Here is a 15,261-nt window from a genome sequence, read left to right as displayed (position 1 = left end):
AATTACAGGTATTTTCAGCTTAGTAAATATTAATATTTTGATTTCTTACTCATTATGAACAAGTGTAAAAATTTTGCTTAATTTCATGAAGTTGGATCATTTCATTTATGTCTTAGTAAAAAGACCCTGTTTCATTGGGAAAAACGCTAAATTTAGTGCAAAAAAGCAACATATTTCATAATATGAAACGTATTTATCAGGTTTCACAGCTAATAAGCTAGAGCCTTGATTCATAATGCATATTGATTTTATTTACAAAATTTAATCTTATTTTTTACATTTTTTTATATATAACCAAAGTTAAGCTGTGACTCGACCTAGCTGCCGTGTTTTGCCTCGTTTGCGTTTTGCCCGTTTACCTCTCGCAGTAGCCTGTGCTGCTTTGGTTTTTGCAGGGTGTACCACTCCGATTATTAAGGAGGGAGATGCGCCTGACGGTCCCGAATATGTTCGCTGGATGCCGGACGCGTTCCGTGCCCCCGTTGAACAGCAGTTACCACGCCCTAAAGAACTCTGGTGGCAAGATTTTGAAAGCGAAGAGCTCAATGGCTTAATTGACACTGCTCTTACAAATAACTATGACTTGCGCGTTGCGGTTGCGCGGGTTGCTCAAACTCGAGCACAGGCTGATGTCGTTAAAGCGGCCGAATCACCAACAATTGATTTTGGACCCTCATACCGAATTCAGGCGCCTGGTCTCGGGCCTGGATATGCAGCATCTACCTCTCAGTGGAGTAGCCAGCCAGTATGGCAAGTGGGATTTTTAGCAAATTACGAAGTCGATCTGTGGGGTAAAAAAGGATTTAATACCCAGTCTGCTTTCTCGCAAGCGCTTGCAAGCGAATACAACCGTCAAGCGGTTGCGCTCAGTTTGGTCGGTGACACAGCCACCACTTATTTCCTAGTAGTTTCTTTGGATGAACGTATTGCTGTCGGTGAGCGTAACTTAGAAGCCATTAGAACCGTTGGCAAAGGTTTGCAAAAACGTGTTGATCGTGGTGATGCCACGATTATTGATTTATCCCAGCAGTTGATCTTGCAAACCAATACAGATGCGGCTGTTACAGCTCTGAAGTTACAAAGGGAGCGGGCCTTCAATCGTTTGGCAGCATTGGTTGGTAGAACGCCTTCCACCTTGAAATTGCAAACTCGCTCTGTCGAGAAAATTAAGGTGCCAGTAGTTTCTCCTGGCCTACCGTCTGATTTACTCTGCCGTCGTCCCGATGTAAGAAGGGCAGAGGCCGCCTTGGAGGCTGCTAAGGCTGATCTATATGCGGCACGAGCCAATTTATTGCCAACCTTTGCTCTGACAGGTGGTGCTGGTTATGGTTCGTTCTTGTTATCTCAACTGACGATGCCACAAAGTTTGTTCTACAACATCACTGCAAACTTGTTACAAAACGTGTTTGATGGTGGTAGAAGACGTGCCGAGATTCAGGTGGCTAGTGCAAAGAACGTGGAGTTACTTGAAGCATATGCCAATGCAGTGCTCTCATCTTTGCGTGATGTGGAAGACAGTCTGTCTGGAGTTAATTTAACTGCTAAGCAATATGAAGCATTAAATGATTCGCGAGTACGCGCTCAACGTCTTGCTGAGATGAGTGCCAAAGTGGTTGAGCGAGGCGGCATGGATTATGTTCAACTCTATGAAATTCAACGTACTGTTCTAGCGGCCGAAGATTCTGCAATTGCTTCTCGTAACGATCAATTGCGCGCCTCTGTAGATCTATTTAAGGCAATTGGTGGTGGTACTGCTCTTGATAATGATCCTTGCTTGGGTGGCGGACGTTTGCCTAAGGCTGATGCTCGTTGGGCTGAGGTACAGGAAAAAGCAGATTCTGCATTTAACACAAAAACGGCCGTGGGTGTAAACGCTGCTGGTCAGCCTGCTTATGAGAAGAAGGGTGCTAAAGGTGGAGTTGGACCATCACTCAATCAAAAGCCATTGCAATCACCTGAGGTGGATTTTGATTTAAGACCGCTTCCAAAAGTGCCGGCTGCGAATTCTGGCGACACTGCACCAAATGCGCCGCAGGCGATGCCTTTACCAATCATGCAACAAAAACCCTAGAGCGGAATTGAAAAGGCTTCTTGAGTTATGAATAAATTGATTCAATCCCTAAAAAATGGATATCAAAAGATTGGTCAGATCTTTGGCCAACTATTGTTTGCATTAGGTTATGTGTACGAGCTGCTTTTGCGTGCAGGAAATGCACTTTACCAAGTAGTTAAAAATGACCTTCTCCATTTGCACGGCAAAGTATGGGGATCAAGGGCTGAAATTAAAGGGCATTCAACTGATGCTGTGGGGATTGCTAAAGAGCAGTCCAAAATTTGGTTATCAAGATTAAAGCCTCAGTACTGGGTGCCATTGATAGTTTCACAGTACAAGCATTTAAAGAGCGTTTCCGAAAAAGAGTGGAGTGCTTTTTCAGAAGATATACGCAATCTGATTGATCGCTTGAAGCAAATTCGCAATCCGTCTGATGCCCAGCGTTCGGTTGGACTGCTTTCACCTTTTGATGGTGAGCGCACAACTGTTATTGCAGCCAGCATTGTGATCAATTTATTAGCTTTGGCATTCCCGTTGTTGATGTTGCAGTTGTATGACCGAATCTTGCCCCATCAATCTCTGGATACTCTAGGAATTGTTGCCGTTGCAGTTGGTCTTGCCGTTGCACTCGAATCCATTGTTCGTGCGCTACGCTCATTCACGACCGCTTGGATTTCTGCTCGCTTTGAACATCGCGCATTAATGGCTGTTGCTGAAAGAACTCTGGCAGAGCCTATAAATGAATTTGAGCGCAAAGGTACCGGTACGGTAATGGACGGCTTTAAATCCGTTTCTACTTTGAAGTACCACTACTCTGGACAAACCTTTCAGCAGTTAATGGATCTACCATTCACCTTGCTGTATGTGCTAATTGTTTTCATCTTAAGCCCTTGGGTTGGTCTTTTATTGTTGGCGGGCTACAGCGTATTTATTTTTATCACTTGGAGAAATGGTCGCCAAGATCCTGAGTTGATTAAAGAGCAAAAACAGGCAGATCTTCGTCGCGCTAACTTCTTAAGTGAGACGCTTGGTAATGTCCATACACTGAAATCGATGACGATGGAGTCATTGATGTTGCGTCGCTATGAGCGTTTACAAGAAGGGTGCGCGCGCATCATGTCAAAGGTGACTTATGCCCTGGACATGTCATCTGGCATCGGTAATATTTTTTCACCACTCATGAATATGTTGGTGGTGGCGCTTGGTGCCTGGTTGGTTATCACAGGACATCTCACCAATGGTGAACTAGCGGCTTGTATTTTGCTTGGGATGCGTTCTCTCGCACCATTACAAAGACTTGGTGGAATGTGGGCGAAGTATCAGCAGGACGAAGTTCTAAGAGATAACCTTGCGGATATTCTGAAGCAGCCTGGTTTAGAAGTACAACCACGCTCATATGATTTAGTGCCAACTGTCGTTGATCGCCCGCTTCAACCTGCTAGCCTCAAGTTTGAGAATGTGTCCTATCGTTTTCCTGGACTCAAAACGAATTTATTCACAGATCTCTCATTCGAGGTAGCGCCAGGCGAATGCCTCGCTATTAAAGGTGAAAGTGGTTCTGGGCGCAGTACCTTATTGCAGTTGATGGCAGGCATTCTGACGCCGACATCTGGCGTTGTATCAATTGATGCTCAATCGATTATGGACATCGACGTCAATGACATTACTGAAAAGGTAGCTTATCTGCCGCAAAAAGCAGTGATGTTCGAAGGCTCTTTGTTAGATAACGTTAGCGTATTTGATCCAGCGAGAGTGGAGCGGGCATTAAGCACTGCAAAAACATTAGGCCTTGGTGACTTTGTATCGAAGATGCCACGTGGCTGGGATTCGATAGTAGGTGATATGGCTGCTGATTCACTGCCTCCTGGTTATCGCCAGCGTATTGCGATTGTGCGAGCTCTGTCTAATCAACCAAATATTATTTTGTTTGACGATGCAACCTCTGTTATGGACTCAGAGGGTGATGCAGTCTTCTTAAAGTTCTTAGAGGCTATTCGAGGCAAGGTTACATTGGTGATAGTGTCCCAAAGGCCTTCTTTCCTGCGCTTGGCAAATCGGACGATGTTCTTGCACGAAGGCAATTTATTAGATGTTGAGCCTGGTAAGGTTAGTTCGATTCGTGAAGCAAGCTCCGCTCCAACACCGGTTGCGGGAATGACCTCTTCCCAAGCCTTGCCAGCAAGCTATCACCCAGTATCTAAAGAGGAGTACTTCACGTCTCCTTACAAATCAAGTTATCTGGATAAAGACCGCTGGAAAAAGACAAACGAAACCGTTGCAAGTAATTTCAAAGTGCAGACTGATTTATCAGGTTGCCTTTCTTTATTGTTGAGATTGATGAATGCGCGTGGTACATCGCGCGAGGTTGCAGAAGCATTGCCTTACTACGCAGACAGTTTGGATTTAACAGGTTTTCATAACGCATTCTCTCAGTTGGGATACGTCACCAAAGAAGTGGAATGCGACTTGGGTTCATTGGAGCCACGTTCATTGCCATGCTTATTTGTGCCAGATGAAGACATTCCTGCTTTTGTAGTAATGGGAAGAATCGGTAATCAAATGCGTGTAGGCGTAACTCAAGATAGCGAAGGTAAGCTTGAGCCAAGACTCGATATGCGTGGTAAAGCCTATTTCTATGACTTGGCTGAAATTGACCTCGCTGATCAGCGTTCTTGGGTAGGTCGTGTCTTAAGACGTTTTATGCCATTGATTGGTCAGGCGACACTCTCTGCATTGGTGTCTGGTTTGGTCATGATGTCAGGACCAATATTCCTGTCAATTGTGTATACCCATGTTATTCCAGCTGGCGCTAAGGCTACGCTGCTTTACCTAGCGATCGGTGCTGCAATTGCTTTGGGTGCTGGCTACTACTTTATGAAGCATCGCGCCAATATCTTGGCTTATATTGCAGGCCGTATTGAGTATTTGTTCGGTGCCACTATCTTGCAGCAAGTACTCAAGATGTCACCTGCATATACCGAGCGCGCGTCCGTAGGTTCGCAAACAGCGCGCTTACAAAGTTTTGAAGCTATTCGCGATATGTTTACTGGACCATTGGCTTCTACGCTCTTGGAGTCACCAGCAACTCTCGTGCTGTTGATAGTGTTGTCCATCATTAATCCAATTTCATTGATTATTTTTGTAGTGATGTTGGCGGTGTACGCACTCTTGTACTGGATTTTTGCTGGTCAAACCCATGATCGCGTAGCTGCAGTAGGCCGAGCTATTACCAAGCGTAACGAATTCATGGTGGAGATGATTGGCAAGATGCGCATCATTCATGAGTGTGGCGCACAAGGTTTGTGGCTTGAGCGTTTCCGTGAAATCTCTGCCAACGCAACCATGGCCTCGTACAAGGCTGAGCAGTTATCTTCGCTTCTTGTGGCGATTTCTTACTTCGTGATGATGGCTTCTGCATTGCTAATTATTTCAGCGACAGTTCCAGCAGTCATCATGCAGGTTGTTTCATCCGGTGCCTTGATTGCCTCTATGCTCTTAATGTGGAGAGTGTTGAATCCAATTCAAACCATCTTCACCAATATGACTCGTATTGAGCGTGTACGCAATGCCACACGTCAAATCGATAGTCTGATGAAGATTCAGGGCGAGCGTCAAGAAACCAATACTTCTTTAGTTTCACGCGGCCTCGAAGGGCGCATTGACTTTGCACGCGTATCTTTCCGTTATTCCATGAATGTCGATCCAGCATTAATTGGTGTGGAGTTCCGCATTAATCCTGGCGATTTGGTGGCTATTAGTGGACCGAATGGCGGTGGTAAATCTACTTTGCTTAAGCTCATCTTAGGCATGTATCAGCCACAAGCTGGTTCTATCTTGATTGATAACGTCGATATTCGTCAGCTTGACCCGTTAGAGTTGCGCCGTATTGTTGGTTATGCTCCGCAGGATACTCAATTGTTCCGCGCAACAATTGCTCAAAACCTTCGATTGGCGAGACCAGATGCTACGGATGATGAGGTTTATCAAGCTTTAGAAATGGCTGGCGCCATCGATCAAATCTTAGCATTGCCAAAAGGCATTGAATACCGAGTTGGCGATAACACCAATGAACTGCCTTCTAGCTTGAAACAAAAACTTTCATTGGCGCGCGCGTATTTGACTCGTGCCCCGATCATGTTGTTCGATGAGCCTGGCGCAGGTCTTGATGATTACGGCGATCAGAAATTTATGGAAGCTTTACAAGCGCTCAAGGGTAAAGCAACTGTTCTGTTTATTAGTCATCGTCCAAGTCATATTCGTTTGGCCGATACCTTATTGGTTTTAGATAAAGGCTACCTCAGAGCAGCAGGACCTCCTGATGTTCTGTTGAAACAGCCAACCGCTGCTTAATGCAGTCTTAATTAATTATTAACAAAAGAGTTAATCTTATGAGTACGCAACCAGATACCAATCCTGAAGACAAAGCAAAGTTAACTTTGGGCGGGCGCACTGACAACTATGTTGCGAAAGCAATATTGCTCGAGGAGGCCGCTCCTCCTGCTTACATGCGCACCACAGTGAAATTGGTTTGCTACGCAATTGGCATTTTCTTTCTATGGTCGTTGTTTGCCACTTTAGATGTCGTTGCGGTAGCGCCTGGTCAGATCATGCCGATTCAGGCGGTGAAGATTATTCAGCATGTGGATGGCGGAAGAATTGCCACCATTGATGTGGTGGATGGCCAGACAGTTACCGAAGGTCAGGTATTGATGCGCCTCAACTCGACAGAAGCTGGCGCTGAATACCAAACCTTAGCGGCTAAGTATTGGAGTTTATATGCAAGGGTAGAGCGTTTGCGCGCTCTATTAAGCGATCGCCCAGCAGATTTTTCAAAAATCCCAGAAGAGTATGGTGATATGGTGAAAGAGCAGGAGTTCACCTTAAAGACCTCTAAAGATCAAATCACCCAGTTGCAAAATGAAATTAAGATATTGGGTGAAGTGAGTGCGATTCGTAGCGATTTGGCAAAAGAAAAGTTGGCAACCCGTGTGGCTGCTTTAGACGCTCAACGTAGCTTAACTCAAGCTCAGGCAGAACTATTGCGCTACCGTCGTACCAATATGGATGATTTAAATAATTCCACATCAGAATTAGCGCAAACCGAAGAACAGTTGACTAAATTACGCGATCGTTTAGACCGTGTAGATGTCTTATCTCCAGTCGATGGCGTTGTACAAGATCTGAAATTCCGTACAGTTGGTGGCGTAGTTCCTCCAGGCGCTACCTTAATGAATGTAGTGCCTTTGGATGGCAAGATGCATGCTGAGGTGAGGGTTGCACCTACTGATATTGGTTTCGTGAAGAAGGGTCAAGCTGCTAGACTCAAGATCGGTACTTTTGACTTTATGCGCTATGGCACGATTAACGGCACTGTGTCGATGGTGTCTTCATATAGCACTTTAGATGAAAAGCAACAGCCATACTTCAAAGTCATCATCAGTCTGCCTCAAACCTTTGTAGGTAATAGCGAAGATAAGACAATTGAGCCTGGTATGACAGTTCAGGCTGATATCGTGACAGATCATCAATCTGTATTGAGATACTTGTTGCGCCCAATCTTCGTTGCGTTCAAACAAGGTATGCGGGAACGCTAGAACGATGCAGAAGTTTTCATCTCCTGATGACTACTCTGTAGATTGATCATGGCCACACTAAAAACTAGCCCTGATAAAAGCCTTTCTTTATCAGATCGACAACAGCAAATATTGGGGCTGTTGGCGGAGGGTAAGAGTAATAAGGAGATTGCCGCTGATCTTTCTATAGAACAGGGGACAGTAAAACAACACTTATTTGTTTTGTTTAAAAAACTGGGTGTTGTGAGTCGTGCAAAAGCAGCGGTGGTTGCAGAACAGTTGCTGAAGACTAGCAATGGCAATAGTCGACATGCGGATCATGTCTCGCATAAAAGTCCTACAACCAAGGGCGGGTCCAGCGCCAAAAAAGCAGAACGATATCAGTGGCGGCTAATCTCCGCCGTGAGTTTGGCGTTGCCAGACTTTGTCGCTTCCGCCAGTAGTTTTGACTCGATTGCTGTCAGAAATCATTTTTTAGTGGATTTACAAAAGCAAGCAGAGAGTTTGCTCGATAGCTTGGATGGTCGACTTTCCATCTCTCCCGATGGAAGTTTGGTTGCTTGGTTTGGTCATCCTAGAGCCCATTTAGATGATAGTGATAGAGCGGCTTATTTTGCTCAATACATGTCAGAGTGGATGGCACGTTATGTAGCGAAAAATCTTGCTTCACTTTCAGGCAAAGTTGATTTAGGTATTGGAGTGGCCTCTCATCCTGAATTGGTAGAAGAGGGTATAGAAAATCTCTATGCTGCCGATGCTTATCGCAAAGCGATGCTGCTAGCTCAGCACTCCAAGATTTTGCGCCGCCCTCTTTCTGATTTCTTGACGAAAAAGCTTTCTCCTCATTCTTTACCTTGGCTAGACATTCGTACCCGTGATGGTGGCAAAACCATTGAGCTGCGTAATGTGGGTGAGATTTGTGCGATTGGTCCGAGTAAAGCGGCCTTAGTGGATAGCAGTTTGCAATGGGGTGGCTTGCCATTCATGAGCAGAATTTGCGATAGCGTTCAAGAAGGCGTTGCGCAATGGTTGTCCGTGGAGTCATGGCCTCCATTAGCAGCTAGTTCCTTGATGGACGCAATGGGGAACTTTGCGCATGCAAGAGGTATACAGCTACTGCGTTTAAGAGCGCCAAATAATCATCGTCGCGATCGTCTGCTGGCTAGTTACTCTACGCAAATTGAAGTCTTTTTTGATGCGCTTGGTTTAGAAGAGAAAAAGATCTATAACACCGCGGGTGAGAGAATCGCTGGCTTATTGAGTCAAATCGCCCAAACAGCGCCCTTGATGGTTGAGCTCTATGGACTCAAAACTTTAGATTCCTTCAAAATGCTTCTAGGCGATGCTGGCATTGATTTACTTGCTGCTAGGCCGATTATTATCGTCGCCGCAAATTTACCGCAGACCGGAAATCGTCAAACCTGTGCGCGTCTATTGGGTTCACGACCAACGGAACAACCTTTCTCTCGTACATTTACGATGACGCAACCAGAGAGTGCGGTATTTCCTGAAGGTATTCAGCTCGACTTTCAAGTTATGTTGGACAGTCTTTCAGATTCTGCGCGAAATATTTTGACAAAGGCTGTCAATAATCCTGAGATCTCTCTTGCGGAATCTATTACGCAGGAATGCGACTCCCATCACAAAGCTCAATCTGCAATTCATGAGCTAACGAGTTTTGGTTTGATAGTTCCTGGTGTTAATGGTGGATTTGACTTTAGAGATGTTTCCACTATTGATGCTATTCGTCATTTAGAAGCAATGCCTTTAGAGGTTGCTAAAGCATGAGTGCGTCTTTCATGAAACACTCCAATCAATTTGCTACATATTTGGCAGTGACTGCTTGCTTGGTCTTATTTTGTAATTTCAACGCAAATGCAAAACATCTACCATTAGGAGAAAGCGATACTTTCCCCTATGCAATCGTATTAGATGCTGAAAATAACAAGTCTTCTGTTGATGCAACTAAAGCAGAATCCGTTAATCAATCTGCACCTTTAGTAGATGACAATGGCGATCGGGCTGTAGTGATTGGTATTCAGGGCCCTATCTCTAAAAACACCTTAGCCTCTCTAAAGCAAGCATTACCCAAGGTGAAGGGCGATCCTATTCCAGCAGGATTGATAGTTTTATTAGATTCTGCTGGTGGCGATGGTATGGCTGCCATGGAGATGGGGCGTTTATTACGTAAAGCCAATGCCCATACTTTTGTTACTGGACAGTGTGCCAGTGCTTGCATCTTAGTATTGGCTAGTGGGGTAGTGCGTGCTGCACCTGCTTATACGATTGGTATTCATCGTGGTCGCATTACTGTAAGCGACAATAATGCCAAGATACTCAAAGAAGTGGATGTGAACTCCAATCCATCGGCTAAACGTCTCTTGGAAAACTTTGAAAGTTCTTTAGCGGCTTATTTTGCCGAGATGGGCATGCCTCCAGATTTATTTCAGGCAATGCAAGCGCATCAATACAAGGGTGTTTACCGTTTGAGTAGTCAAGAAATTGTTTTATATGGCTTAAGTGGATTTGATTCCAATTATTTGACGAAACGCGCTCAATTATATGAAGACATCAAAGGCCCATATCATATGGATAAAGATGAATTACATCGTCGCACTTTAAAGGTAGCATCCCGTTGTGCCGAGTTTGATCAGCGACACACCGAATTTATACAATGTTATAAAAAAGTATTAAAAGATCCTTATTTAAATTAATTCACTTTCTCATCTCGTGCTAAACATTTTTCACCTTCTTCAGAAAAGATCTCGTAGTCAGAATCTGCGCAACATATTGCAGATAAGCTGCTGCGTATTATTTTCAGTAGGAGCGAATTTATCTCTGGCAGCCATACCAGATGAGATGAAGGTATTAATTGAAAAGGGAAAAGCAAAAGAGGCCTATGAGCTGGGTAATCAGCATCCAGAATTAATGGGCGATACCTTATTTGATTATTACTATGGAGTTGCTGCTGTCGATTCTGGCAGAATCTCTCTTGGTGTGCTTTCGCTAGAGCGTGTATTGTTAGTTGACCCTAATAATGATCTAGTGCGTCTAGAGCTTGCTCGTGCCTACTTTGCTCTCGGTGAATATCAACGAGCAAAAGAAGAATTTGAAGAAGTTAAAAAACGTCAGCCACCTGCTGGTGTAGTTGCAACTGTCAATACTTACCTAGATGCCATCAAAGAAAAAGAAGGACGTTATAAGCCAGTGTATGGTGCTTATATAGAGCTGGGTGCTGGTTATAACAGCAACGTCAATACCGCCGCAGCAATTAACAACATTATTTTGCCGTATTGGGGTCCCGTGTTCCTGTCTCCTACGGCACTACCTCAACACTCAGTATTCTCATATGGCAGCGTTGGTGCTAATGCAGTGGTTCCTCTGTATACCAATGTGAGCGCTTTTGTTAGCGTCAATTCTAGTCAGCAACGCTATTCTCAAATTAGCGGATATAACTTAGATGTCACTAATGCGACAACTGGTGTGAAGTATGCTGATGGCCCAAACTTGTATAAGGTTGTTGCTTTTGGAAGTTTGGCAAAGTTGGACCAAGTTCCTGTACCAAATACTGGCGGTGGCGGTGCTGAATACGTGCGTCAATTAACTGAAACGCAATCCATTATGTTGGGTGGCGGCAGTACGCGCATGAATTACTCTAGTCAATATAGTGCTTATGACTCGACACTCAATGTAGGAACGGTCGGTTACCGCAAAGCGTTTCCAACAACACGTTGGAAACCAGTGGTCGATGTTGGTGCCAACTATGCAAGTCAAATTAATACCTCTAATCGACCCGACCTTGCACGTCATATCGGTGGGGGAACTTTACAGTTGAGTGTGGTGCCAACAGATAAATGGGGCGTGACGCTAGGTGTTGGTTATGCGCGTAGTAACTACCAGGCGCCGGATATTGTTTATCAACAAGGTCGCAGCGATAACCTTCTCTCGGGTAATGGCGTTCTGCAATATAAGCTTACTAAAGAGTTGAGCGCACGTTTAGAAGCCACTTATTACAACAATAGCTCTAATTTACCCCTATATTCATATCAGCAATGGACAGGCGCGTTAAAACTACGCTACGATTGGAGTTCGAACTGATGCGGTATCTACGGGGTCAATCGTTTATGCACCCATTCTTCTCTCGCTTCTCTACCACTGTAAAAGTGATTGCAGTAGCAATCACTTTATTGTTGACCTCAATTTCACCTGAGGCTTACGCTCAAGCGAATGCCGAAGCGGGAAGGCTCTTGATGTCGATTGGTGATGTCAAGATTAATCGTGGCGGACAGATGATTCCTGCGCCAAAAGGTACGGCAGTGCAAGCGGGCGATTCTGTGATTACCGGTGTCGCCAGTAATGCGCAAATTCGGATGAGTGATGCAGCAGTGATTGCCTTGCGCGCACAAACTGAATTTAAGATCAATGAATACAAATTCAACGGCAAGTCTGACGGATCAGAAAAAGCCAATCTCAGCCTAGTAAAAGGCGGTGTGCGTGCGGTGACTGGTTCTATTGGTCGTGAGAATAAAGATAACCTCCAAGTCAACGCAGTTGTGGCAACGGTGGGTATTCGTGGTACTGGATACAACCTCAATTATTGTGATGGTAATTGCTTAAATTTAGACAAGACTCCAGTAAAAGATGGTTTGTATGCTGGCGTGTTTGAAGGTCAAATTACCATCAAGAACAAAGCGGGTACTGAGTCTTTGGGGGTGGATCAATACGCTTATGTGGCGGATGATAATTCTCAAGCGAAGCGTTTATCCCAACCACCCAACTTCTTGCCTGACCCCTTAGCTGGACAAAAGAGCGCCAAGCCTAAAGGCAGAGGTAATGCAACCGATATCCCAGCTTTGGCAGTAGCAGTAAGTCCGCCAGCCAAAGGAGCGGATGAGCAAGTTTCCACACCCAGTTCACCCTTGCCAATGATGATGGGTGTGGTTGTGAATCCATCTCCGTACCTAGCAACTGGAATATCGCCTTTTGCTCCATATGAATCCCAGCTCTATAACAAACCCGAAGGGGATGGTAAGGCGCCAATTCCTGCAACTTATTCATACTATTTGCAGAAGGCTGAAACTTGGCCTACTGGACCCATTCAGACAATTGATGGCTTGCCGCCGCATAATGTTTCTACTGATTCCAATCCGCCTACTACCTTGCCTGCTACGGGATTGAATCAAATTAACGTGGCTGGTAGCGGCATTAATACTTATGTCACTCAAATTAATTTACCGCCAGGCTATACAGTGGTCGGTACCTCGGTACCGGTGCTTTTTTCAATTGGAACAGCCCAGCAATTGGATGGAGGAAATCTAGCTGGAGTTGTTTCTTGGGGTCGTTGGGCAAACGGCAATGTGATCGTTGCTGACTACAACAGTGGCAATTTAATTGCGATGCCTGCTGATAATGGATTTCATTTCATCGTGGGTGAACGGACCAATCCTAACTTATTGCAAAACTTGGGTCCAGTAACTCTGAACTTCTCATTGGTTGGTGCAACCACTCCAACTTATGTTTCTTCGGTACCGGGTGCTGTTTGGGCGGTTACGGGTGGCAATTTAACGGCTAATTTTGCGAGCAATCAAATTACCGGCAATATGAATCTCTATACCAATCAGCCCTCTGGTTATGCCTTCCTAAATATGGGCATTTCGGGTGGTTTGAGTGCTTCTGCTGCTAGCAATAACGTTAACGTAACTGCTATTAAGACTAGCGGTTCTAACCCAGTATGTACCTCAGCTTGTAACGGTACCGGCCAAGTGGTTTTCTATGGAAATTCACCTGTGGCCCAGGCTGCGGGGCTTTCTTATAACTTCAGCTCTAGCGGTAATGTAGTGCAGGGTGTAGCAGTCTTCAAGCGATAGTCACATCCAAGCCTGAAACTGCATCTAAGCTATATAAAATTGCTATACTTATAACTAAGGTTATATAACCTATTTTCCAATTGTAGGTAAATTGAGTAGAGCATAGAGTAGTGGCGTAAACAGGGGTTTTGTACCCCATTCTTGATTAAGAGAGAGACCGCCATGGCTGACGCAAATACCAACGTACAACAACATGCTGAGGATGCTCAGCATCTAGATAATATGACCTCCTTGCAGCAACAGCCGCAAGGGTCTGAAGGCGTTGGCCCGCAAACTGCCGGTTCAAATTCCAACGTCACGCCACAAAGTACGCCAGCTCCTGATGGTCCAAGTTTGTATAACGCGGGAACAGGAACGAATGACGCTCGCCCCAATTACACCAGCGCAGGGCAAGACTCAGGTCTTGATGGCGCTGGTGTCAATGGTGCGGGTCCTGGCTCCAATTCCAATATCAATGGCACCATTAGAAACGACGGTGGAAGTAACAATGGTGCTAATGGCGGCGCAGAAACTGCTACACAACAATCTGCCGATGCTGTGAATCCTCCCCCTGGTGGCGGAAATAGAGGTGGCAATACTGGTGGTCAAACGGGAGCAACTAGACCTGGTGGTCCTAATGGTGGTCAACCTGGTGTTCAAGGCGGCGAAGGTGCTCAAGGTGCAAATGGAGGTCAAGGTAATGGCGGTGAGGGTGGTTCGCCAACCCCTCCTGCTGGCACAAATCCTGCGCCAAATAATACTAAGGTGCCACTAGATCCAACTGATCCTACCAACCCAGATGTGCCTCCTGGTTCACCTGTTAATCCCAATGAAATTACATCCGGTATTCCAGAGTTACATAGCATCACCGTCACATTGAATCCAGATGGCGTAGTAAATGGTCATCAAGGCGGCAAAGTTGATGATGAAGCAAATTTAACTTACACATTAAAAATTGATACTGGCGGAACTTTACTAGAGCCAAATTCATATGCGCGTGTTGTGATTGTTGATCAGACTACAAACACAACTACCTATCAATTTGTTCAGGTAACAAATCCAAGTACAACAATTACCATTCCAACAGATGAGTTGCATGGACATCAATTCTCTGTGTATGTTGATAGCACACAGCTGTATACACTGAATGCTGGAACACCTCCATCAGGACTCGATAATCCAGACAATTACACTGGTACTGGCCCACAACTAAACCATTTATTTGGCGGTAACACTACAAGCAACCCTGACACCTTCACCGTAGAAGATGACCGTGTGTTTGTGAGCATCTCTAGTGATAGCTTGCACACTGGCAGCGGTAAGGTAGATGATGAGGGTAGTCTCACTTATACCTTGCACGTTGACGCACGCGTGGACGCAACGATTGGTTCAAATGAATACGCCAAAGTTCGTGTGCATATTGATGGTACTGATGCAAGCACTGACACCTTTAAGTATGTCGCATTAAATAGCGAGTCACCAAGCTTTACTGTCTCTGCCGATGAAGCCCATGGCAAGAAATTTATCATCACTGTTGAAGATATTGGTACAGCTACCGACAGCAATGGTACGAGCTTTGCCTCATTGATTGCTGGCCATCCTGGCACTGAAGTTGGTGCGGATTACACTATCGGCATCGGTAATGGTGGTGGCGCAATTAGTGACACCTTCACCGTAGAAGATGACCGTGTGTTTGTGAGCATCTCTAGTGATAGCTTGCACACTGGCAGCGGTAAGGTAGATGATGAGGGTAGTCTCACTTATACCTTGCACGTTGACGCACGCGTGG

General features: G+C 45.2%; 7 protein-coding genes and 1 pseudogene. All 8 read left to right on the top strand.

The genetic code is table 11. The annotated features are described in order from the left end of the window. The first annotated feature begins 307 nt into the window (after positions 1-307). Complete coding sequence (locus FD973_RS06580) at positions 308-2,071, top strand: TolC family protein (RefSeq protein WP_215322539.1); 1,764 nt, start codon at positions 308-310, stop codon at positions 2,069-2,071. 27 nt (positions 2,072-2,098) lie between these two features. Next, on the top strand, positions 2,099-6,403 hold the full coding sequence (locus tag FD973_RS06575; protein ID WP_215322538.1) for a peptidase domain-containing ABC transporter: 4,305 nt from the start codon (positions 2,099-2,101) through the stop codon (positions 6,401-6,403). Between the two features lie 38 nt (positions 6,404-6,441). Then, complete coding sequence (locus FD973_RS06570; protein WP_215322537.1) at positions 6,442-7,647, top strand: HlyD family efflux transporter periplasmic adaptor subunit; 1,206 nt, start codon at positions 6,442-6,444, stop codon at positions 7,645-7,647. 48 nt (positions 7,648-7,695) lie between these two features. Further along, the gene (locus FD973_RS06565; protein WP_215322536.1) at positions 7,696-9,414 is read left to right on the top strand and encodes a helix-turn-helix transcriptional regulator; all 1,719 of its coding nucleotides are present in this window, start codon (positions 7,696-7,698) and stop codon (positions 9,412-9,414) included. Between the two features lie 11 nt (positions 9,415-9,425). Then, positions 9,426-10,340, top strand: coding sequence for a hypothetical protein (locus FD973_RS06560; protein WP_215322535.1), 915 nt, complete (start codon positions 9,426-9,428; stop codon positions 10,338-10,340). A 145-nt stretch (positions 10,341-10,485) separates the two neighbouring features. Then, positions 10,486-11,724 carry a tetratricopeptide repeat protein gene (locus FD973_RS06555; protein ID WP_215322534.1) on the top strand — a complete coding sequence of 413 codons (1,239 nt, stop codon included), beginning with the start codon at positions 10,486-10,488 and terminating at the stop codon, positions 11,722-11,724. Beyond that, positions 11,724-13,493: a FecR domain-containing protein gene (locus tag FD973_RS06550; protein WP_215322533.1), complete on the top strand. Its 1,770-nt coding sequence runs from the start codon at positions 11,724-11,726 to the stop codon at positions 13,491-13,493. The genes FD973_RS06555 and FD973_RS06550 overlap by 1 nt, the downstream gene beginning before the upstream one ends. 162 nt (positions 13,494-13,655) lie before the next feature. Then, positions 13,656-15,261 (top strand): annotated as a pseudogene (locus tag FD973_RS06545) (hypothetical protein); the annotation flags it as partial.

Source organism: Polynucleobacter sp. MWH-Braz-FAM2G (assembly GCF_018687635.1).
In the GTDB taxonomy this organism is placed as follows: Bacteria; Pseudomonadota; Gammaproteobacteria; order Burkholderiales; family Burkholderiaceae; genus Polynucleobacter.
This window is presented reverse-complemented; position numbering and strand designations above follow the sequence as displayed.